The organism is Chryseobacterium sp. CBSDS_008 (assembly GCF_049959325.1).
Lineage (GTDB): Bacteria > Bacteroidota > Bacteroidia > Flavobacteriales > Weeksellaceae > Chryseobacterium.
The window spans coordinates 4532818-4559236 of record NZ_CP188202.1; the positions used below are offsets into that span (position 1 = coordinate 4532818).

Below are 26419 nucleotides of genomic sequence, written 5' to 3' on the forward strand. Positions count from 1 at the left end.
AAAAATGTAAAACTTTTCTTAAAAAATGTTAATTATAATAACTTGATTTTCAGCAGGAATATTGAAAATTTGTTTTTATAACCCACTGAATTCTAGTATATTTTGAATTTATTACAAAGACACTCATGTGCCACAAGTGTCTCTATTAAAAAAGTCAATAAAGTATAATTTTATCCAAATAACTCTAATCATCTGTGAAAATCAGTGTCATCTGTGGTTAAAAAATTAATAGACACTAAAAAATAAAGGGATTAAAGAAAAGGTGTATTCAGAAAATCATTGAAAGGTTTCATCAGTTTGAAAACTTTGGTCATGTTTTTTACTGCATTTTTATCCAGTACCTCTTCATCTTTCAGGGAATATACCACAATAAAGTTTTTAAGCTTCAGATATTCTCCCATAGGATCTTCTTTTTCGAAGCCTTGAGGAATTTTTTTCAATTTATCATCCTGGTCAAGCTCGGGAAAATGCTTCTTGAAATCTTTATTATTGAGAATTGTAAGAAAATCTTCTCCGTACAAGGAAATTTCCTTACGTACTTCTTTCAGAACAGAAGATTCAGGCATATAGATTCCTCCTGCCAAAAAAGATTTTCCAGGTTCCAGATGAAGATAATAGCCTCCTTTCTGATTTCCTTTTCCCATTCCCAGAGAAGCTCCGAAATTGGTTTTATAAGGAGATTTATCTTTTGAAAACCGGGTATCTCTGTAAATTCTGAACAACGCTTTTTTACTGTCAATTTTTGCAAGCTCTTCATCAAAACCGGACATCTCCTTAATCAGTTCATCCAGAAATGAAACAACATTTTGCTGAGATTCTGTGTACAGGTTCTTATTTTCATTAAACCAATCCCGGTTATTATTCTTATTCAACTTCTTTAAAAAATCAAATGTTTTGGAAGAAATACTTGCTGACATTATGCTATGTGTTTTTTATTGTTGTTGCTAGGTTGGATTCAAAAAGATTCTTAATTAAATCCTGCATCCGCAATTCAAATTTACAAAAACTATTCAAATTGCAATGCTTCAATAGGATCAGGTTGGATGTCCATACATGAAAAGATTCTCTTCCTTATTCAGTGTCGTTTTTCAGAGTCGAGTGCCTGGGAAATTATATGGTTGTGTAAAATTAAATGATTATTTCTGGGAATATCAAAAAGAAAATTACTTTTTATGGCTTTATTTTTGAAAATTCATAAATAACACAGAAAAAATCAATCCAATTTAATAAAAAAAAATAATGTTTAACAACTCTCTAATGTAAGGCTTGTTTTTTTGGATTTAATTTTCCAAAAATTAAAGAAATAGTAAAGGATTATGAATTTAAGTTTAGATATTTAAAAATTTATTCAAAAACAAATCAAATATTTATTGTATCTTTGCAAAAATTTTAAAATAGTTAATGAATTTATTTACGGAAACCAATTTAAGTCCTGATATCCTTAAGGCAATTGGCGAACTGGGCTACGAAAGCCCAACAGAAATCCAAAAACAGACTATCCCTTTTATTCTTTCAGATATTCGCGACTTGATCGCACTTGCGCAGACAGGGACAGGCAAAACAGCAGCGTTTTCGCTTCCGATTTTGGATATGATTGACGATACGAGTCGCAAAATCCAATTATTGGTGCTTTGTCCGACACGGGAATTATGTCTTCAGATTTCTAAAGACATAAAGAATTACTCTAAGTACATGAAAGACATCAAAACTACTGCAGTTTATGGTGGAAGTAGTATTGTAGACCAGATGAGATCTCTGAAGGATAAACCACAGATTATTGTGGGAACTCCGGGAAGAGTAATTGATCTTATCAACAGAAAAGCACTTGACTTTTCTGCTATTCATTGGCTGGTTTTAGACGAAGCCGATGAAATGCTTTCTATGGGATTCAAAGACGAATTGGAAACCATTCTAAGCGAAACTCCGGAAACGAAACAAACGTTCTTATTCTCTGCAACGATGAATAAGGAAGTGGAAAGAATTTCCAAAAATTACCTTACAAAACCACACCGTATTTCAGTAGGTTCTATCAACGAAGTGAAGAAGAACATTACTCACGAATACTATGTAGTAGGGTACCGTCAGAAAAAAGAAGCATTAAAAAGGTTAATTGATGCCAATCCTAACCAGTATTCCATCATCTTCTGCAGAACAAGAATGGAAACTCAGGAGGTAGCTGATTTCCTGATGCAGAACGGATATGCAGCTGATGCTCTTCATGGTGATCTTTCTCAGGCGCAGAGAGATACGGTAATGAAGAAATTCAGATTGAAGAACATTGATATTCTTGTAGCAACAGACGTTGCGGCAAGAGGATTGGATGTAAACTCTTTAACTCACGTTATTCACTTCTCTTTACCAGATGATCCTGAAGTATTCGTTCACAGAAGCGGAAGAACAGGTAGAGCTGGAAAAGACGGTATTTCTATGGCTTTAATCAAGCCTGAAGAAAGCAGAAAACTGAAACAGATCAAATCTTCAACAAAAATTGAAATCAACGAGAAATTTATTCCTACAGGTGAAGATATTATCAAAGCTCAGGTAGGAGGTGTATTCGAAAAATTATTGACGGAGCACGAAAATATTTTCGAATTTGATGATAGTTTGATCCCGGATCTGAGCAACTTTACAAAAGAAGAACTGGTGCACCAATTGCTGCAGTTCCAGTTGAAAGACCTTGCGCTGTACTACAAAGACAAGCATGACCTTGTTGAGCAGAAATTCAGCAGCAGAGATGACGATTACTCAAGAAGAGACCGTGGACGTGACAGAGACAGAGGTCGCGACAGAGACAGAGGAAGAGACAGAGATCGTGGTGGAAAACCAAGAAGAAAAGATGAAAGCATGGTAAGATTCTTCTTTAATCTTGGAAAAAAAGACCATTTGAAGAAGCTTGATGTTTTAGATATTATCAATAAAGCTACTGGTGATGGAAAAAGCAAGAAAAGAGCTGAAATCGGAGATATCGAAATCTTAGAGAAATTCTCTTTCTTTGAAGTTGAAAAATCCTTTAAAGATAATGTCCTGAGCAATATTCAGTCTATGAAATTCAAAGGAAAAGATATGAGAGCTGAAGTAGCAAATTAATTCTCATCAAATTATCATACAGAACCGGCCTGGAGGCCGGTTTTTTTATTTGATAATCAGCAGGTAAGCGAATGTTAACAAAACTTAATGTTATATAGTTTCACGTACAATCCTTTTTTAAGAAATTTGCACTCGAATTATAAATACTAAAAAATGGGAATTGGTAATATTTTCCACGCTTTTCAACCAAAAGATAAAATCTTCTTTGTACTTTTCGAAAAAGTAACTGAAAATCTAGTTGCAATGTCAGAAGAATTCAACACAGGAATCAAGGATTTCGATCTTAATGACGATTCAATGTTGAAAAAAATGAGCGATTTCGAACATAAGAATGATGAACTTACTCACGAAATTTTCGTAGAATTAGGGAAAAACTTCATCACACCTTTTGACCGTGAGGATATCCACACATTGGCAACAGGGCTTGATGATATCGCTGATTATATCTACGCATCTACAAAATATATTTTCCTTTACAAATCACCTGAGATGAAGGCTTATTCAGACTTCTCTTTACTGATCCACAAAGCATGTCTTGAAATTCAGAATGCAATGAAAAACCTTAAAGGGTTCAAAAACATGGAACAGGTGAAAGAAGCTTGTATTAAGGTGAACTCTATTGAGAATATTGCTGACGATTTGCTTTCCAATTCAATGGTAGAATTATTTGAAACCAATGATGCCATCAACATCATTAAAGTTTCATCAGTATTGAACTACCTTGAAATTGTAACGGACAAAGCAGAGGATGTTGCCAATACAATTGAGAACATCATGATTAAATACGCCTAATACATAGCAAAAATGGAATTTCCGATTTTACTTGTAGTTATTATTGCGCTGGCCCTGATCTTCGATTATATCAATGGTTTCCATGATGCGGCCAACTCAATTGCAACTATTGTTTCTACAAAAGTTTTAACTCCATTCCAGGCTGTACTTTGGGCAGCACTTTGGAACTTTGCAGCGTTCTTTATTGCTGCTTACATCATTGGAGAATTCAAAATTGGTAATACAATTGCCAAAACAGTTAATGAGAATTTTATCACTCTCGAAGTTATATTTTCCGGCCTTATAGCTGCCATTGCATGGAACCTTTTGACATGGTGGTTCGGGATTCCTTCATCATCATCACATACGCTGATTGGAGGTTTCTTAGGAGCGGCTCTTATGCATGCTTTCATGATGGATTATCATGCTGTGGCTGCAGCTCAGCCAGAGCTTGGGATGTGGGAAACCACTAAAGAAGCTTTCAGCCAGGTAACTCATCAGGGTGTGGTAAAGTTTGATAAAGTGATTCCTATTTTCCTGTTTATTTTCATGGCACCGATTATAGGGATGATTATATCCATCATTATTACATTGATTATTGTACATCTTTATAAAAAATCAAATCCACACAAAGCAGACAAATCTTTCAAAAGATTGCAACTGGCTTCATCAGCCCTATTCAGCTTAGGACACGGTTTGAATGATGCCCAGAAAGTAATGGGTATCATTGGAGCGGCGGTAATTTATTATCACGTTAATATGCTTCAGGATGCACAGTATCTGAATATTCCTTCTGCAGGACGTTTTGATTATTTTGCACAGCATTATATCTGGGTTCCTTTAGTATCCTTTATTGCCATTGCTTTAGGTACAATGAGTGGTGGTTGGAAAATCATCAAAACAATGGGAACGAAGATTACCAAAGTAACTTCATTAGAAGGAGTAAGTGCAGAAACTGCAGGTGCTATTACCCTATTCATCACAGACCACTTTGGTATTCCTGTATCAACTACACATACCATTACAGGTTCTATTATCGGGGTGGGATTAACGAAAAGAATTTCAGCCGTAAGATGGGGGATCACAGTGAGCCTACTTTGGGCTTGGGTTCTAACCATTCCAATCTCTGCAATAGTGGCAGCAGTTACCTATCTTATGGTAACCTTCCTTTTCTAAAAAACAAATCATATATTTATATAAACTTTGTCCGTTTGGGCAAAGTTTTTTGTTTTATAAAGCCCTGAAAAATCGTATTTTTGTTCAAATTATAAGATTTTATGGAATTTTTAGACAGATACCAGCAGATTGTTGCAGATGCCATCACTAAATATACTTTTAAAGATAAACCTTCGGAGCTCTATGATCCGATGAACTATATTATTTCCCATGGTGGAAAACGTCTTCGTCCTATTATGGTGCTAATGGCGTGTGAAATGTTCGGAGGCGATCTTAAGCAAGCGATCAAACCTGCATTGGCTATCGAGTTTTTCCATAACTTCACCCTGATCCATGATGATATTATGGATGAAGCCCCTTTAAGAAGAAATAAACCTACCATTCATACCCTGCATGGTCTTAATGTAGGAATCCTTTCCGGAGACGGGCTGATGCTTAAAGCGTACAAATTTTTTGAAGATCTTGAACCCGAAATCTTCAAAGCGTGCATCAGAATATTTACCCACACCGGGCTTCTGCTATGTGAAGGGCAGCAGTATGATATCAACTTTGAAACTCAGAAAGACGTTACTTTTGATGACTATATCAGAATGATTACTTACAAAACAGGAGTTTTGAGTGCTTCTTCATTTGAAATCGGGGCACTGATTGCAAAAGCTGATTTTAAAGATGCCAAAGCTATTTTCAACTTTGGAAAGCATATCGGTATTGCATTCCAGATTATGGATGATTATCTTGATGTATTCGGAGATCAGGCACAGTTTGGGAAAAAGCATGCCGGAGATATTTACGAAAACAAGAAAACAGTTCTGTATCTGCTGGCAAGAGAACATGCTACAGAAGAAGAAAGAAAAGAACTGGATTACTGGTACTCTAAAAAAACAGAAAATGTTGATAAGGTGTATGGCGTAGAAAAGATTTTCAGAAGAACAAAAGTGGATGAAAAAGCTTTACGTTTGATTGAAAAACATAATGAAATCGGACAAAGCTACCTTCAGAAAATAGATGTTCCTGAAGAAAAGAAAAAACCTTTTATCGAACTGGCTAATTATTTGTTGAGAAGAGAAAGTTAATAGGTAGCAGATGGTAGGCCGCAGGTAGTGGTAATTTACCTGCAGCCTGTTTCCTGCAACCTAACCCCTATACAATGAAATTCAGAACAGAAGTTGATATTCCCGCATCAGAAAATAAGATTGAAATTGAAGATAAAATATTTTCAATAGGCTCATGCTTTGCCTCCGAGATGACGGATTTACTCCAAGACGGGCAACTTCAGACCCTCAATAACCCTTTTGGGACGATTTTTAATCCCTTTTCCATCAATTATGCGGTAAACAGACTGCATGATTCTGCATTTTATCAAGAAGAGGAGTTAATTACCTATAATGAAGAATATATTTCTCTGGATCATCACACCGGTTTTGATACCCGTTATATTCATCAGACCTTAGATAAAATTAATGGAGCCATTGAAGCAGGAAATGCCTTTCTGCAGGAAGCTGACTGGGTGATTATCACCTACGGATCTTCATTTATCTATGAATTTCTTCCTAAGAAAAAACTGGTGGCCAACTGTCACAAAATCCCGCAGAAATTTTTTGAAAAAAGGCTGCTTTCCCACCAGGAACTGACGGGTTCTATATACCAGACGATTCTGGATCTTAAAGATATCTGTAAAGAAGGAGTACAGATCCTGTTTACCGTTTCACCGGTAAGACATACCAAAGACGGAATGGTAGAAAACCAGCTAAGTAAGTCCAAATTAATTACAGCCATCCATGAGTCTATTTCCATTTTTGAAGACTGCCATTATCTGCCGGTCTATGAGATTTTAATGGATGATCTCAGGGATTACCGTTTTTATAAAGAAGATATGATTCATCCAAGCACTCAGGCCGTTAATTATATTTTTGAGAAATTCGGGAAGTCTTATTTTTCAGAAGAAACCCAGGATTTTATCAAAGAAAATTTTAAAATTGTCCAAGCTTTAGAACATAAAACCAATGATAAAAAGGATCCAAAGTTTATTGAGTTCAGAGAAAAACTGGATCAAAGGATTGAAGCCCAGCGTAAAAAGGTAAAACATAAAATATTTTAAAAAACTATAACTATGGCCACTATTAAAAATATGGGGGGCTTAACCATTGACCAGATTAATCATGAATTAAACAGAGGTGCAAAATTTGTTGTCTTTCGGTATGCCGTTTCCATAATAATCATAACTGTTAAGAATGGAAGTGATATTTATTTTATCCGAGCTGATGAATCATCTGCCAAATATAGCTGGAAGTACTCTTTGCTGACATTCTTTTTTGGCTGGTGGGGAATTCCTTTCGGACCGATTTACAGCATCTCTTCACTATATAGAAACTTTGCAGGTGGAAAAGACGTCACACAGGAGGTTTTAAACCACTTTAATTCACAGCAGCCGGCAGTAGATGTTGTTGCTTAAAATAAATTTTAAATGAGTCAAATGATTGATTTTACAAAGATTGACTATTTGAAAAACGGAAATGAAAGGCAAAGAAGAGCTTATGAAGTTCTTGCAAAGCATCGTATTTTTGATAAATTAAAAGCTTATTCACCTATTTTAGCAGGAACAATTCCTATTGAAATTGATGTTGAAGGAAGTGATCTGGATCTTATTTTTGAGGTCGACTTAAAATTCGAAGAAGATTTCCTGGATGATTTAATGTTCAGCAGGTTTATTCCTTACGATGTGGACGTGGAGAATCCCATTGTAAACGGCGAAAAATGTATTACATTGAATTTTGTGCTGGAAGGGTTTCCCATCGAAATTTTCGGACAGAATAAGCCCACGATACAACAGAACGCATACCTTCATATGATTGCCGAATACAAGATATTACAGGATAAAGGAGAAGAGTTTAAACAAAAAATAATAGAACTTAAAAAACAGGGAATAAAGACAGAACCCGCCTTCGGAATGTTGCTGGGACTTGAAAATCCTTACGAAGATCTATTGAAATTTTAAATAAAATGATTGATACACATACACATCTATACGCAGAAGAATTTGATGAAGATAGAAAAGAAGCTATTCAGAGAGCTTTGGATAAAGGAATTACAGAATTTTATCTTCCCGCCATCGACTCAGAATCTCACGAGAAAATGCTGCAGCTGGAAACAGAATATCCGGGACAGATTTTTTCAATGATGGGATTACATCCTTGTTACGTAAAACCGGAATCTTGGGAAAAAGAACTTGCAATCGTAAAAAACTATCTTGATCAAAGACATTTTCCGGCAGTAGGAGAGATCGGAATTGACCTGTATTGGGATAACACAACGCTGGATATTCAGGTAAAAGCCTTCGAACAGCAGATCGACTGGGCGATAGAAAAAGACCTTCCGATTGTGATTCATACAAGAGAAAGTTTTGATGAGACCTTCGAGGTGTTAGAAAGAAAAAAACATCCAAAACTGAGAGGTATTTTTCATTGTTTTTCCGGAAATCTGGAACAGGCGCGACATGCTATTGATCTCAATTTCATTTTAGGGATTGGTGGAGTAGTGACCTTTAAAAACGGGAAAATAGATCAGTTTCTGAACGAAATTCCTTTGGATAAAATTGTTCTGGAAACAGATTCACCCTATCTGGCACCCGTTCCCCACAGAGGCAAGAGAAATGAAAGTTCCTATCTTGATCTGGTAGCCGGAAAACTGGTAAATATCTATGGAAAAGATTTTTCTGAGATCGACCGCATTACGACGGAGAATGCAAAGAATCTTTTTAAGTAATGAAACTTTAATCTGAGATAAAAACAAACCCCTTTTCAATGTTGAAAAGGGGTTTGTTTTATTTATTTCTTGTGGAATTTTTGTTCTTAGGCTTTTTAAAACCTATTGAAGCTCCTGCAGAAGGCTTTTTACGGTTGTTATTCGGCCTTGAATTATTGCTGTTGCCTGTTTTAGGTTTCTCACCACCCGCATGCATCGGCTTATTATTAGAATCCCTTTTCTGGGCAATAAGATCATCAGTATGGAACGGATGGTCTTTGATGACCGGAATTTTCTTTCCAATAAGCTTTTCTGTATTCTTCAGGTTCAAAAGATCAAGCCCGTCTACAAAAGATATGGAATTACCTTCAGCGCCGGCTCTTCCCGTTCTTCCGATCCTGTGTACATACGTTTCAGAAACATCGGAAAGTTCAAAATTGATTACGAATTTTAATTCGTCGATATCAATTCCTCTTGCTGCAATATCTGTTGCTACAAGAACTCTTGTTTTTCCGGATTTAAAGTTATTCAAAGCATTTTGTCTCGCATTCTGAGACTTGTTGCCGTGAATGGCTTCAGCAGAAATATTGTCTTTCTGAAGTTTTCTGGAAATTTTATCCGCACCATGCTTCGTTCTTGAAAAGACCAATACAGAATCTGAAATATCATTTTCAAGAATGTGAGTTAATAAATTCAGTTTATTATCCTTTTCAACAAAATAAACGGATTGTTTGATCGTATCTGCTGTGGAAGAAACCGGAGTTACTTCTACTTTTACAGGATTATTAAGAATGGAATTAGCCAGTTTCTGAATTTCGGTCGGCATTGTTGCTGAGAAAAATAAAGTCTGTCTTCTCTGAGGTAAAAGTTTAATGATTCTTTTTACATCATGTACAAAACCCATATCCAGCATTCGGTCTGCTTCATCAAGAACAAAGATCTCAAGATTTTTCAAACTGATGATTCCCTGAGCGATGAAGTCCAGAAGTCTTCCCGGTGTTGCAACCAGAATATCAACTCCTTTTCTCAAAGCAGATTCCTGGTTTCCTTGTTTTACGCCTCCGAAGATAACAAGTTGCTTCAATGGAAGATATTTACCGTAAGCATTAATGTTTTCCTCAATCTGAATAGCCAGTTCTCTGGTTGGAGTAAGGATTAGTGCTTTTATATGTTTATTGGGAATTTTATTTTTGGATAAATTCTGTAGAATAGGAATAGAAAAAGCAGCTGTTTTACCTGTTCCTGTCTGCGCGCAGCCTAAAAAATCTCTGCCGTCTAAGATATCAGGAATAGATCTTTCCTGGATAGGAGTAGGAGTGGTATATCCCTGCTCCTGGATTGCTTTTGCAATAGGTTCTATTAAGTTTAAGTCTGTAAAATTCAAATGAATTATTTTAAAATTTATATAAAAATTCCTTCAGCCTGAAAGAATTACATTCTGCAAAGGTAGGTTAAAAAAAATTAAGATATTATTTTTAAGATTTTGTATCTTCTGAATCTATAAAACTTAAATGGCCGCTCATATCCGGGCAGCCATTTATTTTTATTTTTTTTTAATCTTTTGAGTCAAAGATAATGGGAAATGAAATTACTTCACTTTAGTCCATTCCTGGTTCTTTCTTAAATTCTCAAAAAACTTATAGACTTCAGAAAGCTTCTCACTTCCGCGCTTTCCGTAATCTTCCACATTTTTTGAAGTTCCGTCAGCGAATTTAATTCTTAAATAAGAGGTTGGAAGGTCGGTAATATTGTGCTCACCGTATTTGTCATTTAAACCTTTTACATTTAAGCCGTCCAGCAAACTGATTAATTTATTGTAATCTTCTTCTTTGATGGTTCCCTTGAAAGTTCCTTCACGCGGCTTGGAAAATTCATCTTTAGAAGGTTTATCATTAAAATTAAAGTGTTCCGCTTCAAAAACCGCAGTTCTGTCCGGACTGATCGTCATTTTAAAAACCGGACAAAATCCAAAGCATGGAGTAGCTTCATATTCAATTGCAGAATATTTGGAATTTACTTTCTGGGAAGTACAGGAAAATAATAATATAAATGCATAAAGACTTAGTAAATATTTCATAGTTTTTTCAATTTCGGAGGATCTCCCAATAATTGTTCCAAAGATAAAATTTTCTAATGTTTAGCGTAAAAATCAGAATAATTCATCTCAACTGAGTATTGAACGAAAATACGGTCAATTTTATAAAGAAAACAGTCTCAGGTTCCCCCAAAACTGTTTTTATAATGCGGCTTTATTTTGTAAAATAAAACTGATGAATCAATGTATTTCTATCCGTGCAATTGTTTCCAGATAGCATCTTTCAGCTCCATAAGGCCTTCTCCGGTAACACCTGAGAAGAACAGAGGCTGCTTGTTCTCCGGAAATTCTGCTGCAATTTCTTTTTTCAGTTCATCATCCAGTAGATCGGATTTTGAAATAGAAATGATGAAATCCTTATCCAGCAATTCAGGATTGTATTCCTTTAATTCATTTTCAAGAATTTTAAACTCCTGGAAATGATTTTCAGAATCAGCCGGAATTAAGAACAGAAGGATAGAATTTCTTTCGATATGTCTCAGGAATCTGTGTCCTAAACCTTTTCCTTCTGCTGCCCCTTCAATAATTCCCGGAATATCAGCCATTACAAATGATTTGTAATTTCTGTAATCTACAATTCCAAGGTTAGGAGTCAACGTGGTAAAAGCGTAATTGGCAATTTTTGGTTTTGCCGCAGATACAGATGCTAAAAGTGTAGATTTTCCAGCGTTTGGAAACCCAACCAGTCCTACATCGGCCAAAATTTTAAGTTCGAAGACAATATAGCCTTCCTCGCCATCCATTCCGGGTTGAGCATATCTTGGAGTCTGATTGGTAGAGGATTTGAAATGTTCGTTTCCTTTTCCACCTTTTCCTCCCTGCATCAAAATGATTTCCTGTTTGTCATCAAGGATTTCCCCGATAATTTCACCTTCTTCATTTTTAGCGATAGTCCCGATAGGAACATCAATATAAATATCAGAACCGTCAGCTCCTGTCAGCTGGTTTTTAGCTCCGTTTTCACCTCGTTCTGCTTTTATGTGACGGGTGTATCGGAGCGGAAGCAAAGTCCATTCATTAGCATTTCCTCTCATAATGACGTGTCCGCCACGACCTCCGTCGCCGCCGTCAGGACCACCTTTAGGAATATACTTTTCACGGCGAAGGTGGGCAGAACCAGCACCTCCGTGTCCGCTTTTACAATGGATCTTTACGTAATCTACAAAGTTAGACATATAGTTTGTGTTGCGAGTTGCAGGCTACGGGAGGAAATTTTTCTATCCCGCACCGTATCCCGATTATTTAATTTTCTCTACCTCAGCGAAAAGTTTTTGGGAAATCTCATCAATTTCTCCAACACCGTTTACCTCTACATATTTACCCTGCTGCTTATAAAGCTCGGCAACTTCTGCTGTTTTGGTATAATATTCTTTAATTCTGTTTTCGATGATCTCTACATTGCTGTCGTCTGATCTTCCGCTGGTTTCCCCTCTTTTCAGAAGCCTTTCAACCAGAATTTTGTCCTCTACTACCAATGAAAGACAGATATCGATCTCGTCATTCAGTACTTCTTTAACGATCGTTTCCAAAGCTTCTGTCTGAGCAGTTGTTCTTGGATATCCGTCAAAAATAAAACCGTTGGTATCAGTAGGTTTTTTGACCTCATCGATCAGCATATCTGTTGTTACCTGATCCGGAACCAATTCTCCCTTATCGATGTATGACTTAGCCAGTTTTCCAAGTTCAGTGTCGTTTTTCATGTTGTATCTGAAAAGATCACCTGTTGAAACCTGTTTTAAATTGAATTTCTCGATCAGATTCTGAGCTTGTGTTCCTTTTCCACTTCCTGGAGGGCCGAACAGAACAATGTTTATCATAATGTTGATACGCTTTCAGCCGTTAGTAGTGCACTGTTGGCTTTTAGCTTTTTTAAGTTAATATTTTACTTTTATTTCGATTAAATTTAAAGCTAACAGCCAATAGCCGATAGCTATGACAATAATTAATGGTTGATTTGTCCGTCTTCCAGCTGATATAAATTTGGAAGGTTTCTTCCCAATTCATCGTAATCAAGTCCGTATCCAAGTACAAATTTATTTGGAATCTCTTTCCCGATATAATCCAGTTTGAAATCTTTCTTGTAAATTTCTGGTTTCAATAAGAAGCTAGCCAGTTTTACAGATTTGGGACGTTGTGTTTCCGTAAAATATTTGAAAAGACTTTCAACCGTATTTCCTGTATCTACAATATCTTCTACAATAATGATGTGACGGTCTTTTACATCTTTAGTCAGTTCCATTTTCTGATATACAATCCCTGTAGATTCAGTTCCTACATAAGAACTCATTTGAATGAAGGCAATTTCGCATTCCCCCGGATAATATTTTAAAAGATCAGAGAAGAACATCACCACTCCATTTAATACACCAATGAAAACAGGAACTTCATCCTTGTAATCTTCATAAATTCTTAACGCTGTCTCTTTTACAATTTCCTGAATTTCGGCATCCTTTAAATAAGGAACGAAAGTTTTGTCGTGAACTTTAATGCTTTCCATAAAATTTTTAGTAGGAGGCAAAGTTACGGATTTTTGATTAAAATACTTTCCTGTTTTTATCAGTTTGAAAGTTTGAAGGTTTCAGAACACTGGAATTGATCGGAATGAGTTATTCTGTTTAAATAAGAATAAGTTTACGTTTTTTAACGAGATAGAAAGATATAGCCTCAAAAAAAATGATTAAAAAAGTAATGAAAAAACAAAGTGTTTAAAATAAGCAAGAAAAAGAAGATGATAAATGTTCTGATCGTGATAAAAAAATGATATTCCGGAAAATGACTATCTTTGCACTTTCAACCCAAAATTCCAGACATGTAGGATATAATTTCTTTTAGATTTAATAAAAACGGTAACAAAGATGTTGCTGCTGTTCAACTATTATTAAGAAAGAAATCATGATTTTACTGCAAAATATATCCTTTGGGTTTCCGGGAGGAAATCTTCTGTTCCATAATACCAATTTAACAATACAGTCTCAAACCAAATCTGCTTTGGTGGGAAGTAACGGCATGGGAAAATCTACCCTGCTGAAAATAATCGCGGGTGAAATACAACCCTCAGATGGCACTATTAATATTCAGGGCAGTATCTTTTATGTGCCTCAGATGTTTGGAAACTTTAATCACCTTACCATCGCAGAATGCCTCAAAATAGATGAGAAGCTGCATGCCCTCCAAAAAATTACCACCGGAGAAGTAGATGAAATTTATTTTGAAACGCTCAATGACGACTGGGACATTGAGGAGCGATGCCAGCAGGCACTGGAACATTGGGGACTTGATCATTTTGAATTAACCCAAAAGCTGGAAGCCTTGAGTGGAGGTCAGAAGACCAAGGTCTTTCTTGCCGGAATTCAGATCAATCAACCTGATATCATCATATTGGATGAGCCTACCAATCATCTGGATCTTGATGGAAGAAAACTGTTGTATGAATTGGTTGACAAGACAAATGCAACGGTGGTTATCGTAAGCCACGACCGTACTTTGCTCAATCTTGTTGATACCATATTCGAATTAAGTAATCAGGGAATTGCCACGTATGGCGGAAATTATGACTTCTATGCAGAACAGAAAGGCGTGGAAGAGGAAGCATTGCATAATGATATTCATTCCAAAGAGCGGGCGCTGAAAAAAGCGAAAGAAAAAGAACGGGAAACACTGGAACGAAAGCAGAAGCTTGATACAAGAGGTAAAGGAAAACAGGAAAAATCCGGAGTAGCAAGAATTATGATGAATACCCTTCGGAATAATGCTGAAAAAAACAGTTCCAAACTGAAAAGTGCGCACGCTGAGAAAATCAGTGGAATTTCGGGTGATTTGAGAGATTTGCGTTCCTCCTTAAGAAATTCTGATCAGATGAAAGTTAATTTTAATGATTCCAATCTGCATTCAGGGAAAGTTCTTGTTGCTGCCAAAGATATTAATTTCACTTACGGAAAAGAGAAGCTCTGGAAAGAAAATATCAGTCTTGAGCTGCGAAGTGGAGACAGAATCTCCGTGAAAGGTTCAAACGGTTCCGGAAAAACGACACTGATAAAGCTTCTGTTAGGGGATTTGAAGCCTTCGGAAGGAAAAGTAAGCAGTGCAGAATTCAACAACATCTATATGGATCAGGAATATTCTCTGATTGATAATGAATCCACTCTTTATGATTTTGTACAGACTTTCAATGACAATGCATTACAGGAATCCGAAATAAAGACTTTGTTATCCAGATTTCTCTTTGGGAAAGATACCTGGGATAAGAAATGTGGGGTGTTGAGCGGAGGAGAGCGCTTACGGCTGCTTCTTTGCGGTCTTTCCATCAGTAATAAAGCACCGGATATGATTATTCTGGATGAACCTACCAATAACCTCGATCTTCAGAATGTGGAAATTCTTACCAATTCCATTAAAGATTATCATGGAACATTGATGGTGATTTCCCACGATGAAGTTTTTCTGGAAGAGATTGCAGTTGATCGGGAACTGATGCTTGGCTAAGGATTGTTTGTGTGATGTATAATGTAGGAAATATTCAATAGAGGCGGGCTTTAGCCCGTCTTTCAAAACCAATAAAATTCCATCGGCTTTAGCCAAAACTTATTATAAAGAAGCTGTTTCCTACATTTGACTTTGCAACATAGGAGACAGCTTCTTTACTTTATCTGAAAAATATGATTTTTGTTTTCCTTACTGTTGTAAAATCCAATTACTGATCCCATTCAAAACCTCTTCCCGGATTTCCTCATTCAAAATCTCATGACGCATATCCGGATACATCTTTACCTCTACATGTTGGAAGCCATCAGCTTTTAAATGATTCACTGTATGCATTACGCCTTTTCCAAAATCACCAATCGGATCACGCTGCCCGCTTACAAATAAAAAAGGAAATGACTTTGAAATAGGAGAAGCCCAGTTTCTCGCTGTAGCTCTTTTATAAATGGTAAATAAAGTATAAAAAGCATTATGAGTGAACGGAATTCCGCAAAGCTCGTCCTGTTCAAAGGCTTTTCGGTTTTCAGGATTTATACTGAGCCAGCTGGTATCGCTGAAATCTTTATCTTTCTTAAAATGCTTATTGTTGACACTTGTAAAAACAGAATTCAAAAAAGTGCGATGATGAGGGGCAATGGCATTAGCTAATGATAAATAACCTCTCAATAAATTGATTCCCGGTAAAGGTCCGCCGGTTCCTGTAATGATAGCGCCTTCAAACTTACTGCTTGCTGTTTGAAGAAGACATCGCGTAATAAAAGATCCCATAGAATGTCCCAAAATATAATGAGGAACATCCGGATACTGTTCTGCCAGATGATCTGCCATCATTTGGGCATCTGCAACAAGCCTTTCATCCGGTTTTTCAAGCTGAAAGAAACCCATATCTTTTTTCTCTTTTACAGATTTTCCGTGTCCCAAATGATCATACGTTAATACAGCAATTCCATGACTGGCAAAATATTCAGCAATTTCTACATATCTTCCGCTGTGTTCCTGCATACCGTGAACAATGAGTAGCGTGGCTTTCACAGAAGTTGCTTCCTGATAAAATAAAGTGTAAAAGAGTTGGGTTTGATCGTTTGTGGTTGCAGATAGGTATCCTGATTTTTGTAGTGGTCTCATGTGGGGATTCTCTTTTGGCTTGGAGGGGTAATTAAAGATACAGAATTAAGGATTTTTCTATTCATTTAATCTTGATGAAATATCCATTTGTTGATGAAGAATTCTTATGATTTCAATTTCTTCATTTTTAAGATTGATTTTGTAAAATATAAAATGAGATTTCACCCTTGAACGGAAATATCCTTTTCTGATTTCACCGTAATCTTTTCCGGATTTTGGATTCTCCGATAAATACTCAATTTCATTCATGAGCAAATCAAAATAATGACCTGCCTGTTTTACTGACCAAGTTTCGAAAGTGTATAGCCAGATTTTTTCTAAGTCATTTAATGCTTCTTTGCTTATCCTGTAATTCATGAATCAGCAGAGTGTTTTTGATGAAGATTTTTTAAAAATTCCCTGCGATCAAAATCCTCTGCGAAACCAGATTTTTCTCCTTTTTTTAATTCATTAATTAGTTCTGATTTCTTAGATTCTTCATATTCAAATAATCTTAGAGCATTTCTTATCACCTCACTGGCAGAAGAGTATTTTCCTGATTTTATTTGTTCACTGATGAAATTATCAAAATAATCTCCCAATAGTATGGATGTGTTTTTAGCCATTAGATTAAGTTTAGGTCAAATGTACCAATTATTGGTATTTATTCAAAATATATTTATAATTATTTAATCCAAGAACAACTTTAATTAGTATTGTAATGTATGAACCAAGTCGTGTCGAGTTGCAACGGCTTTTGATAAACTTTCAATATTGGGAAATTCAATTTTAAACGTAGTATTATACATGTTTTGAACTTTATCAAGATTATGGTATATAATTTTAAGCATTTCTTTACGTGCAGTATTTTTAAGTTTTTCATACCGAATAATTATCTCGCTTAGATTGAATTTTTGTTTTGAAAAATCTGGAAATGTTTCAATAAAATTTCTAAAATAATCTGTATTTTCGTCTGTAAGATTAATAAATGTTTCAGATAAAAAAGCCTCTAAAGTTCCGATTGCTGAAATATAAAGTTGTCTTTTTAGTATTAAATCTAATTCCCCGTCTAATTCAATATTATTTAATTTTTTAAGATTAGTAATCTCTTTGTGAAAGTTATCATAATAATGTTTATTTGTGATTATTGCTTCGAATTGTTCTTCATAACTATAAAAATAATAATCATCGTTGTCAAAGTCAAAGTCAAAGTCAGCTGTACTAAACCAAATCTGGTTATTACTATCTAATCCTACAATTTTATCAAGTATTTCCTGCGGACCATTGTCAAGATAAATAGTATAGCCAAGTAAACTATCTCTACTTGCTACTTCATCCATGTGCCAATTGGTTTGGTTAAGTTCTTCCTAAATTAGGCCTAATTTCTCAGCTACCCTTGTCTCTTGTCTCGTTTCTTGCGTTTTTAGCCAATAGTCTTTCGCTTTTCCCATATTTATATAATTAACTTACTCTTTAAACAAATATAAATATTAATCATACCTAATTTCCTGCATTCAAAAATAAAATCCACCACAAATTTGCTCACCCAATTTTTTAAAAGTAATTTTGCACGAATCTAAAAACAAAAGTAAAATATGTCAACTTATGTAGTTGTAGGTCTTCAGTACGGAGATGAAGGCAAAGGAAAAATCACGGATGTTTTATCAGCAAAATCGGACTATGTAGTACGTTTCCAGGGTGGAGACAACGCTGGTCACACGGTTTATGTGGGGGATGAAAAATTCGTTCTACACCTTCTTCCTTCAGGAGTTCTTCAATGCAAAGGGAAATGTATCATTGCTAATGGAGTAGTGGTAAACCCTAAGTCTTTCATTAAAGAAGTTGGTCAGATCGAAAGCAAAGGCTTGAGAACAGACCATATCTTTATCAGCAGAAGAGCGCATGTGATCATGCCTTACCACATCCTTTTGGATACTTACCGTGAAGAGGAACACGGGGGAACTCAGATCGGGACTACCAAAAAAGGAATCGGACCTTGTTATGAAGATAAAATTGCAAGAATCGGAATCAGAATGGTAGATCTTTTAAATCCTGAGATTTTAAGAGATAAAATTGAGAAAAACTTAAAAGTTAAAAATTCTCTTTTTGAAAAATATTACGGAAAACCAACGTTAGACGTTGAAGAAATCTACAACGAATATCTAGCGATCGGAAAGCAGCTTCAGGACAGGATTGTTGATACAGAATTAGAGCTCAACGAAGCCATCAGAGACGGTAAAAATGTATTGTTTGAAGGGGCACAGGCGTTAATGCTTGATATCGATTTCGGAACCTATCCATACGTAACTTCATCTTCTCCGTCTACAGGAGGAGTTTGTACAGGAGCTGGTGTTCCGCCAACTTCACTTCAGAACTTAATCGGAGTGGCGAAAGCTTACTGCACAAGAGTAGGAAACGGACCTTTCCCTTCTGAACTGGATAACGAACTGGGCGAAAAAATCAGACAGATTGGTGGTGAATTCGGAGCAACAACAGGAAGACCAAGAAGAACAGGCTGGTTAGACCTTGTTTCCTTAAAGCATGCTTGCATGATCAATGGAATCAACAACCTGGTGATCACTAAGCTTGACGTTCTTACAGGAATTGAAAACCTTAAAATTGTTACGCATTACAAAACTGAAGATGGAAAAATCATTGATTATTTCACTTCTTCAACAGAGAAATTGTATAACTACGAACCAATTTATCAGGATTTACCGGGTTGGAACGAAGATATTACAAAAGCAAGAAGCTATGACGAGCTTCCTGACAATGCTCAGAAATACATCGAGTTTATTGAAAAATATTTAGGAATCAACGTGTACTTAGTTTCTGTAGGTCCTGAAAGAAGTCAGAACATCATCAGAAAAGAATTATTCTAATATTCTTAAAAATAAAATAACAGAGAGACTATCATTCGATGGTCTCTTTTTTTGTTTACAATTTACTTTACCAGCTTATCACATCCTTGTGAAGGTTTTAAGCCTTGAGAAGGATGCTTAATTCCAAATCTTGAATTTTAATATATTTACTTACTCTTATTTTGTTGCTTTTATAATTTTTTAATCATCTTATAATCTGTGAGTTATGTTTGTTTATTTTTATGAAAAATACTGCTTTTTTCTGTGTGAATTTTCTATTTAAAAATGTTAAAATTTAAACATTATCATAAAATTTTCTAATATTATGTTGTTTTGATAAAATTTTGGCAGATGTTTTGATATTACAACATTGCTTATCGATAAGAACTAATCAAACTAATAATCACAATTTTTAACAGTTTAAATAGTAGTAGTGATGAAACAACATAATCAAAACCAGGAATTTCGTTTTAACGAAGTTCTGTTTGAGCACCGCAACAAAGAATATGGTGCCTATGTATTAAGAAACGAATCAGATAGAATATTAACCAAAGCACTTTTTATAGGAGCAAGTTTAATGGCCGCAGTATCCATTACACCATTTGTGATTTCTGCATTGAAACCTGCGGACATATCCATAAAACCGATATATGAACTTCCAAGGGTAGTTGAAATTCATGAGATAGATAAACCGAAAGATCCTCCTGCGCAGATTGTAAAACCCACTCCGCCGGCTCCTGCTGTAAAAGCATACGATGACAGATTGCCAGAGCCTAAAGCAATTGTTACTAATGAAAAGCAAGTTGAGGATAAAACAAATGCAGTGGCGAGTACACAAACTTCGGAAGGTAAAGAAGTTCTAAATACAACCTATATTCCGATTGCTCCACGTGTTATCGGAGGTGACGGTCCGCCTGCTGTAAAGACTGATCCGGTTGTTGAAAAAACTGATCCTTCAGTAATTGATAAAGATCCTAGCGTAGAAGCTAATTTCACAGGAGGAATAGACTCCTTCAGAAATAAAGTAATGAACAACTTCGACGGTTCAGGATTTGAATCAGAAGATGTAGTAAAAACGACAGTTACCTTTATTGTAGAAATGGACGGAACCATATCAGGGGTAAAAGCTAACGGAACCAACGCCGATTTTAACAATGAGGCAATGAGAACAATTAAAACGATTTCCAGTAAAGGAAAATGGATTCCCGCCAAAAACAAAAAAGGAGAATACGTAAGAAGTTATTTCAAATTTCCAATCTCCATGAAGTTTGATAATTAATACGGAAAAACAAATTTTAAATAGTTATCCACAAAAATTTTTTTTTGTGGATAATTTTTTTTATTGCTAAATTGCTTGTTAACAATATTTTAACTCAATTTTGGTTTTCCCCACTCACCGAGAGCAAAGAAAAAAGTGTATTTTTGAAACTTAAAGTTCTAATAATGGCAAAAATCATAGGTATTGCTAATCAAAAAGGAGGCGTTGGTAAAACTACCACTGCCGTAAACTTGGCGGCAGCATTAGGAGTATTGGAAAAAAGAATATTAATCATTGATGCTGATCCTCAGGCAAATGCTACATCCGGATTGGGGGTAGAAGATGTTCAGTATTCAACATATAATCTGCTGGAGCATAGTGCAGATACAAGAGTTTGCATCAAAAGGACAGCAACACCGAACCTGGATATTATTCCTTCGCATATCGATCTGGTAGCTGCGGAAATTGAATTGGTAGACAAGGAAGACCGTGAGTATATGCTGAAAAAAGCACTGGCCACTGTAAGGGATGATTATGACTATATTATCATTGACTGTGCACCGAGTTTAGGTCTGATTACGGTAAATGCGCTTACCGCAGCAGATTCTGTAATTATTCCGATCCAATGTGAGTATTTTGCATTAGAAGGTCTCGGAAAGCTTTTGAATACCGTGAAAAACGTTCAGAAGATCCACAATAAAGATCTTGGGATAGAAGGTCTTCTTCTTACCATGTACGACAGCAGATTGAGATTATCCAATCAGGTTGTGGAAGAAGTGAATCTGCATTTCCCGGAAATGGTTTTTGAAACCATTATCAGCAGAAATGTAAGACTGAGTGAAGCACCAAGTTTTGGAGAAAGTATCCTGAATTATGATGCCGAAAGTAAAGGAGCTATTCAGTATATTCAGTTGGCTGAAGAAGTTCTTTTAAAGAATGAAAACTTAATAAAGAATTAAATTAATAATAAATGGGCAATAAGTGAATGCCAGTCATCACTTCTCAAACATCATTTATCAATTATATCTATGAAGAACAAAAAAAGAGCTATGGGACGCGGCTTGGGCGCCATTTTAAGTGCAGAATCCAAAGCAACTATCAATTCCGCTACTGATGAAGGAGCCGATAAGTTTGTGGGAAATATCGTGGAAGTTGCGCTTGAAGATATCTATCCGAACCCGACGCAGCCGAGAACTTATTTTGATGAAAAAGCATTAAACGAATTAGCACAGTCAATCAAAAACTTAGGCGTAATCCAGCCGGTTACCCTGAGAAAAGACGGCGAAAAGTTTGAAATCATTTCCGGGGAAAGACGTTACAGGGCAACTAAAATTGCGGGGTTAACAACTATTCCGGCTTATATCCGTTTGGTGAATGATCAGGAACTTCTTGAGATGGCTCTTGTTGAAAACATCCAGAGAGAAGATCTTGATGCCATCGAAATTGCTTTGACTTATCATAGACTTTTGGAAGAAATCGGTCTTACTCAGGAAAATTTGAGCCAGAGAGTAGGGAAAGACAGAAGTACCATCACCAATTCTATCAGACTGCTGAGGTTGAACCCGGATATTCAGAATGCTATCAGAAGCGGTGAGATTTCTGCAGGACACGGCAGAGCTATTATCAGTGTTGAAAGTGAAGAAGATCAGCAGGTTTTGTTTGATCTTATTATCAAAGAAAAATTAAATGTTCGGCAGGCAGAGCAGGCTGCTGCTGCATTGAAGAATCCAAAGTCTCCCGCTGCTAAAAAAGCAAAAGTGGAGCTTTCCAATAACTATAAAAAAGTCCAGAAGACCATCGCTGACATCTTAGATGTGAAAGTAGAAATAAAAGCTTCTGGAAATGGTAAAAAAGGTAAAATTGTTCTGGACTTCAAAAATGAAGAAGAGCTGGAATATATTTTATCTCATATTAAATAAATGAAGAAAATATTTTTCACATTTTTCTTGTGTATTGCTGTACTGGCATATTCACAAGTAAATCCTGTCGATACCGTTCGGATGCAGACGCCTCCGAAAGAGGAGCCCCATGTGGTAAAACCAGGCAAAACAGAAGCAAAGATCATCGAAGATCTTGAAAAAGCAAATGGACCAACAGTAAAAACCATAAAACTGAACCCTACCAGAGCAGGATTATATTCTGCCGTTTTACCCGGGCTGGGGCAGTTTTATAATAAAAAATACTGGAAGATTCCTATTGTTTGGGGAGCTGTAGGAGCCGGTGTCGGTATTGCCGTATGGAATGATAACCAATACAAAAAGTATCGTGAATATTATGTGGCAAAACTCAACGGTACCCCGAATGAATTTGTAGACAGCCACCCATGGTTAGACAAAAGGGCCTTAGGAAACGCACAGGACCGAGCCAAAAGACAAAGGGATTACGCCATCGCCATCACAGGATTAATTTATATTCTGAATATAGTAGATGCTGTAGTAGATGCCCATCTGTATGAAAGCCGCCATGACCCGGATTTGGTTTTTAAACCATCGGTTATTCAGGATCAATACGGGTACAGTGCTCCAAAAACAGGATTCAGTTTAAGTTACAGATTTTAAAAATATATCTGCAGGAAAACCCAGGTTAAAGCAGTATTAAAATAAAAAGATTATATGAAAATAGCATTAGTTGGTTACGGTAAAATGGGTAAGATCATTGATGAGATCGCACAGAAGAGAGGTCATGAAGTAGTTGCCCGTCTGAAGGAAACCCCAACTGCTGAGAATCTTAATAATCCGGACGTTGTGATTGAATTTTCACTGCCGGAAGTGGCGTTTGAAAACATCAAAGCTTGTCTTGAAAATAAAATTCCGGTAATCTGCGGAACAACAGGATGGCTGGATCAAAAAGCTGAAATAGAAAAATTGGCTGTAGATAATAATACGGCTTTCCTATACGGTTCCAACTTTAGTTTAGGTGTCAATTTATTTTTTGCTTTAAATGAAAAATTGGCTGATCTGATGAAAAACGTAGATGAATACTCTTGCCAGCTTGAAGAAATTCACCACATCCATAAAAAAGATGCGCCAAGTGGAACAGCTATCTCCATAGCAGAAGGAATTATCCAAAATAACCCGAAATTCGATGCCTGGAAACTGGAAGAAACAGAAGGCAAACAGCTTGGCATTTTTGCAATACGTGAAGATGAAGTTCCGGGAACTCACAGTGTGTATTACAGAAGTGAGGTGGACGAAATCGAGATCAAACATACCGCTTTCAACAGAAACGGTTTTGCACTGGGAGCTGTGGTAGCTGCCGAGTGGATTAAAGATAAAAAAGGAAACTTCGCAATGAAAGACCTTTTGGGGCTTTAAATTGTAACAAATTCTGTAAATTGCGACAAATAAAAGAAGATGATGGATAGTGAATTGTAAACAGCGGACTGCTTTTATCATTTATTACTCATCATTTTATCATTTATATTATAAGAATAGGCACAAAAATTTATGAATTATTTTTTAACTTATACAGTATATGTCCTCATATTATCCGTATTAATGGGGATTTCATCTTGGAAACTGTTCAAGAAAATGGGCTATAGCCCTTTATTTGCTTTTATCCCTTTCTACAACTATTTCATCATTCTGAAAGAAACAAAACATCCGAAATGGTGGGCAATTCTGTCTTATCTTCCGATTGTAGGGCCAATTATGATGTCTGTTTTCCACCTTTACCTGGTGAAAAAGTTTGGGAAAACGCTTTTCAAGGATCAGATTCTTACGGTGATCCTGCCGTTTATTTATATGGCGGTAATCAACTATTCTAAAGATGTAGAGTTAGAAGATGAGAATGAAAATGACCTGTTCCTTACAGACGAAGAGAAAAATGATAAAAAGAAAGATACGTTCGTTGGTTCAATTACCTTCGCCGTAGTTTTTGCAACGATCATCCACGTTTTTGTAACACAGCCTTTCGGAATTCCTACAGGATCAATGGAAAGAACATTATTGGTGGGAGATTTCCTTTTTGTAAACAAATGGAGCTACGGATACAGACTTCCGATGCGTCCGGTAGCAATACCTTTTCTTCAGGGAACCATAATGGATACAGGACAGAAAGGAAATCCTAAAGATGACCCAAAATCTTACGTAGACGCAGTAAAGCTTCCTTACACAAGAATTTTACAATTCAACAAGCCACAGAAAAATGATGTGGTGGTTTTCAACTATCCTCAGGATTCTGTGCATACAGCGATCGACAGAAAAGATCCTTATGTAAAAAGATGTGTCGCTACAGCAGGTGATACTTTTGAAATGAGAGCCGGAAGACTTTTCGTTAACGGAAAGCCTGAAGTTGTCTTAGGAGATCAGGAAGTGCAGCACAGATATATCGTAACAACAGGAAGCCAGCTGGATATTCCTTCGTTATACAATACGTATGGTTTTTTACCAGTTCAGGAGTTGCAGACGGATAAAGGATATCTTTACGCTTTCCAGGGTTTGACAGATAAAACAGCTAGAGAAATCAAAGGACTTTCTCAGGTTCTTGATATGAAAGAAGAAGTTTCACCAAAAGGAGAAGCAGCTGTATATTACAGAGATGAAGCCAAAACCAAAATTGATACCACACAATCTATTTTCCCAATCAATAAACCTTGGAATCAGGACTGGTACGGTCCTTTAAGAATTCCTAAAAAAGGAGATGTTGTAGCTATAAATCAGGAAACTCTTCCAATGTATCAGTGGATTATTTCTGAATACGAGCACAATAGCTTAGAAAAGAAAAACGGAAAAATCTTCATCAACGGAAAAGAAGCCAGTCAATATACCATTCAGCAGGATTATTATATGATGATTGGAGACAACAGAGATGCTTCATTGGATGCAAGATTCTTTGGTTTCGTTCCGGAAGAAAATATTGTCGGAAAACCGATGTTCACATGGATGAGCTTACAGGGAGCATTTTCTGATAACAGTTCTACGTATCAGGCACCATTCAAAATCCGTTGGGAAAGAATGTTCAAAGCAACCAATACAGGAGAAGCCAATAAAACCTCTTACTGGTGGATTGCAGCCATGATTCTGATCCTGTTCTTCGGATGGGAGTATTTTGTAAAACTTTTCAGAAAGAAAAAAACTGAAGACGATTAATAAAAAAATTAAACTTAAAATAGAATGAAGTATTTGAAAAAATACTTCATTTTTGCATTATGAATATGACGAATGTATTATTGCCGGCATTTTATATGCCCCCAATCTCATGGTTCTCCGTATTTTTGAATCCTGAGAATGAAATTGTATTTGAACAGTTTGAAAACTTTCCGAAACAGACGTATAGAAACCGGGCGAATATCTATGGTGCCAACGGAAAATTGTCATTAATAATTCCTATCAATCATAACGGAAAAAGAGAATTTAAAGACGTTGAAATCTCTTACCGCGAAGACTGGAGAACGCTTCATTGGAAATCAATCAAAACAGCATACCAGAGTTCTCCTTATTTCGAATATTATGAAGACAAATTCAAAAAAATATTTGACCTTAAAGAAAAGTTTCTTCTTGATTTTAACCTTAAAGGGATAGAAGTAATCCAACAGATACTGAAAACAGAAAAGGCACACTCTTTGAATGAAGAATATATCAAAAATCCTGAAAGCATCAATTTCAGAGAAAAGTTTTCGGCAAAACTTCCTTCAGAATTTCAAATGGAAGAATATTACCAGACGTTTTCTGATAAATTAGGATTTTTGAAAGACCTGTCGGTTCTTGACCTTATCTGTAATAAAGGCCCGGAGTCACTGGTATATATAAAAAATATAAAACAATTAGATTAGCATACAATCGCTGGTAATGAAATTTCAGAATAGAACCCATGAAGGGCGATTGGCATGTATCTTTTAAAAAATTA

General features: G+C 36.1%; 27 protein-coding genes. 17 read left to right on the forward strand and 10 right to left on the reverse strand.

Translation table 11 applies throughout. The features are described from left to right. Nucleotides 1-251 precede the first annotated feature (251 nt). Nucleotides 252-917 carry a DUF2461 domain-containing protein gene (locus tag ACP3T3_RS20500; protein WP_426477564.1) on the reverse strand — a complete coding sequence of 222 codons (666 nt, stop codon included), beginning with the start codon at nucleotides 915-917 and terminating at the stop codon, nucleotides 252-254. Between the two features lie 484 nt (nucleotides 918-1401). On the opposite strand from ACP3T3_RS20500, the gene ACP3T3_RS20505 reads away from it, so the two are divergent. The 8 genes from ACP3T3_RS20505 to ACP3T3_RS20540 all read left to right on the forward strand — a co-directional run bounded on the left by ACP3T3_RS20505 (nucleotide 1402) and on the right by ACP3T3_RS20540 (nucleotide 8796). Then, nucleotides 1402-3087 carry a DEAD/DEAH box helicase gene (locus ACP3T3_RS20505; RefSeq protein ID WP_426477565.1) on the forward strand — a complete coding sequence of 562 codons (1686 nt, stop codon included), beginning with the start codon at nucleotides 1402-1404 and terminating at the stop codon, nucleotides 3085-3087. A 153-nt stretch (nucleotides 3088-3240) separates the two neighbouring features. Further along, nucleotides 3241-3879 (forward strand): DUF47 domain-containing protein, encoded by a 639-nt coding sequence (locus ACP3T3_RS20510; RefSeq protein WP_027374906.1) that lies wholly within the window; start codon nucleotides 3241-3243, stop codon nucleotides 3877-3879. Between the two features lie 12 nt (nucleotides 3880-3891). Then, nucleotides 3892-5034 carry an anion permease gene (locus ACP3T3_RS20515; protein WP_426477566.1) on the forward strand — a complete coding sequence of 381 codons (1143 nt, stop codon included), beginning with the start codon at nucleotides 3892-3894 and terminating at the stop codon, nucleotides 5032-5034. A 101-nt stretch (nucleotides 5035-5135) separates the two neighbouring features. Beyond that, nucleotides 5136-6107 (forward strand): polyprenyl synthetase family protein, encoded by a 972-nt coding sequence (locus tag ACP3T3_RS20520; protein WP_426477567.1) that lies wholly within the window; start codon nucleotides 5136-5138, stop codon nucleotides 6105-6107. Between the two features lie 74 nt (nucleotides 6108-6181). Next, entirely contained in the window at nucleotides 6182-7132 is a 951-nt protein-coding gene (locus ACP3T3_RS20525; protein WP_426477568.1) for a GSCFA domain-containing protein, read from the forward strand. 12 nt (nucleotides 7133-7144) lie between these two features. Next, entirely contained in the window at nucleotides 7145-7486 is a 342-nt protein-coding gene (locus ACP3T3_RS20530) for a hypothetical protein (protein ID WP_426477569.1), read from the forward strand. 12 nt (nucleotides 7487-7498) lie between these two features. Further along, the gene (locus ACP3T3_RS20535) at nucleotides 7499-8029 is read left to right on the forward strand and encodes a DUF4269 domain-containing protein (protein ID WP_426477570.1); all 531 of its coding nucleotides are present in this window, start codon (nucleotides 7499-7501) and stop codon (nucleotides 8027-8029) included. Between the two features lie 5 nt (nucleotides 8030-8034). After that, entirely contained in the window at nucleotides 8035-8796 is a 762-nt protein-coding gene (locus tag ACP3T3_RS20540) for a TatD family hydrolase (RefSeq protein ID WP_426477571.1), read from the forward strand. Nucleotides 8797-8854: 58 nt separating this feature from the next. On the opposite strand, the gene ACP3T3_RS20545 is transcribed toward ACP3T3_RS20540, so the two are convergent. The 5 genes from ACP3T3_RS20545 to ACP3T3_RS20565 form a co-directional block, all read right to left on the reverse strand. After that, a complete protein-coding gene (locus ACP3T3_RS20545; RefSeq protein WP_426477572.1) occupies nucleotides 8855-10159 on the reverse strand; it encodes a DEAD/DEAH box helicase in 1305 nt (434 codons plus the stop codon). 204 nt (nucleotides 10160-10363) lie between these two features. Beyond that, nucleotides 10364-10852 (reverse strand): DUF6438 domain-containing protein, encoded by a 489-nt coding sequence (locus tag ACP3T3_RS20550; RefSeq protein WP_426477573.1) that lies wholly within the window; start codon nucleotides 10850-10852, stop codon nucleotides 10364-10366. 209 nt (nucleotides 10853-11061) lie between these two features. Then, nucleotides 11062-12045 carry a GTPase ObgE gene (gene obgE / locus ACP3T3_RS20555; RefSeq protein ID WP_426477574.1) on the reverse strand — a complete coding sequence of 328 codons (984 nt, stop codon included), beginning with the start codon at nucleotides 12043-12045 and terminating at the stop codon, nucleotides 11062-11064. Between the two features lie 63 nt (nucleotides 12046-12108). Further along, a complete protein-coding gene (locus tag ACP3T3_RS20560) occupies nucleotides 12109-12687 on the reverse strand; it encodes an adenylate kinase (protein WP_426477575.1) in 579 nt (192 codons plus the stop codon). A 125-nt stretch (nucleotides 12688-12812) separates the two neighbouring features. After that, nucleotides 12813-13367 carry a phosphoribosyltransferase gene (locus tag ACP3T3_RS20565; protein WP_426477576.1) on the reverse strand — a complete coding sequence of 185 codons (555 nt, stop codon included), beginning with the start codon at nucleotides 13365-13367 and terminating at the stop codon, nucleotides 12813-12815. A gap of 395 nt (nucleotides 13368-13762) precedes the next feature. On the opposite strand from ACP3T3_RS20565, the gene ACP3T3_RS20570 reads away from it, so the two are divergent. Next, entirely contained in the window at nucleotides 13763-15352 is a 1590-nt protein-coding gene (locus tag ACP3T3_RS20570) for an ABC-F family ATP-binding cassette domain-containing protein (protein ID WP_426477577.1), read from the forward strand. Nucleotides 15353-15541: 189 nt separating this feature from the next. On the opposite strand, the gene ACP3T3_RS20575 is transcribed toward ACP3T3_RS20570, so the two are convergent. From ACP3T3_RS20575 to ACP3T3_RS20590, 4 genes are all read right to left on the reverse strand, one after another. Further along, on the reverse strand, nucleotides 15542-16474 hold the full coding sequence (locus tag ACP3T3_RS20575; RefSeq protein ID WP_426477578.1) for an alpha/beta fold hydrolase: 933 nt from the start codon (nucleotides 16472-16474) through the stop codon (nucleotides 15542-15544). A 57-nt stretch (nucleotides 16475-16531) separates the two neighbouring features. Then, nucleotides 16532-16831, reverse strand: coding sequence for a type II toxin-antitoxin system RelE/ParE family toxin (locus ACP3T3_RS20580; protein WP_426477579.1), 300 nt, complete (start codon nucleotides 16829-16831; stop codon nucleotides 16532-16534). Further along, the gene (locus ACP3T3_RS20585) at nucleotides 16828-17079 is read right to left on the reverse strand and encodes a type II toxin-antitoxin system ParD family antitoxin (protein ID WP_426477580.1); all 252 of its coding nucleotides are present in this window, start codon (nucleotides 17077-17079) and stop codon (nucleotides 16828-16830) included. The genes ACP3T3_RS20580 and ACP3T3_RS20585 overlap by 4 nt, the downstream gene beginning before the upstream one ends. A gap of 84 nt (nucleotides 17080-17163) precedes the next feature. Continuing rightward, nucleotides 17164-17793 carry a hypothetical protein gene (locus ACP3T3_RS20590; RefSeq protein ID WP_426477581.1) on the reverse strand — a complete coding sequence of 210 codons (630 nt, stop codon included), beginning with the start codon at nucleotides 17791-17793 and terminating at the stop codon, nucleotides 17164-17166. Between the two features lie 255 nt (nucleotides 17794-18048). On the opposite strand from ACP3T3_RS20590, the gene ACP3T3_RS20595 reads away from it, so the two are divergent. From ACP3T3_RS20595 to ACP3T3_RS20630, 8 genes are all read left to right on the forward strand, one after another. After that, complete coding sequence (locus ACP3T3_RS20595) at nucleotides 18049-19335, forward strand: adenylosuccinate synthase (RefSeq protein ID WP_426477582.1); 1287 nt, start codon at nucleotides 18049-18051, stop codon at nucleotides 19333-19335. A 415-nt stretch (nucleotides 19336-19750) separates the two neighbouring features. Beyond that, on the forward strand, nucleotides 19751-20593 hold the full coding sequence (locus ACP3T3_RS20600; protein WP_426477583.1) for an energy transducer TonB: 843 nt from the start codon (nucleotides 19751-19753) through the stop codon (nucleotides 20591-20593). A gap of 164 nt (nucleotides 20594-20757) precedes the next feature. Further along, a complete protein-coding gene (locus ACP3T3_RS20605) occupies nucleotides 20758-21531 on the forward strand; it encodes a ParA family protein (RefSeq protein WP_209785666.1) in 774 nt (257 codons plus the stop codon). 69 nt (nucleotides 21532-21600) lie between these two features. Then, nucleotides 21601-22491, forward strand: a complete 891-nt coding sequence (locus tag ACP3T3_RS20610) for a ParB/RepB/Spo0J family partition protein (protein WP_426477584.1) — start codon at nucleotides 21601-21603, stop codon at nucleotides 22489-22491. Next, nucleotides 22492-23130, forward strand: coding sequence for a DUF5683 domain-containing protein (locus tag ACP3T3_RS20615; protein WP_426477585.1), 639 nt, complete (start codon nucleotides 22492-22494; stop codon nucleotides 23128-23130). 54 nt (nucleotides 23131-23184) lie between these two features. Then, a complete protein-coding gene (gene dapB, locus ACP3T3_RS20620) occupies nucleotides 23185-23886 on the forward strand; it encodes a 4-hydroxy-tetrahydrodipicolinate reductase (RefSeq protein ID WP_426477586.1) in 702 nt (233 codons plus the stop codon). 132 nt (nucleotides 23887-24018) lie between these two features. Beyond that, the gene (lepB, locus tag ACP3T3_RS20625) at nucleotides 24019-25662 is read left to right on the forward strand and encodes a signal peptidase I (RefSeq protein ID WP_426477587.1); all 1644 of its coding nucleotides are present in this window, start codon (nucleotides 24019-24021) and stop codon (nucleotides 25660-25662) included. 59 nt (nucleotides 25663-25721) lie between these two features. Further along, nucleotides 25722-26345 carry a WbqC family protein gene (locus ACP3T3_RS20630; protein ID WP_426477588.1) on the forward strand — a complete coding sequence of 208 codons (624 nt, stop codon included), beginning with the start codon at nucleotides 25722-25724 and terminating at the stop codon, nucleotides 26343-26345. The last annotated feature ends 74 nt before the right edge of the window (nucleotides 26346-26419 follow it).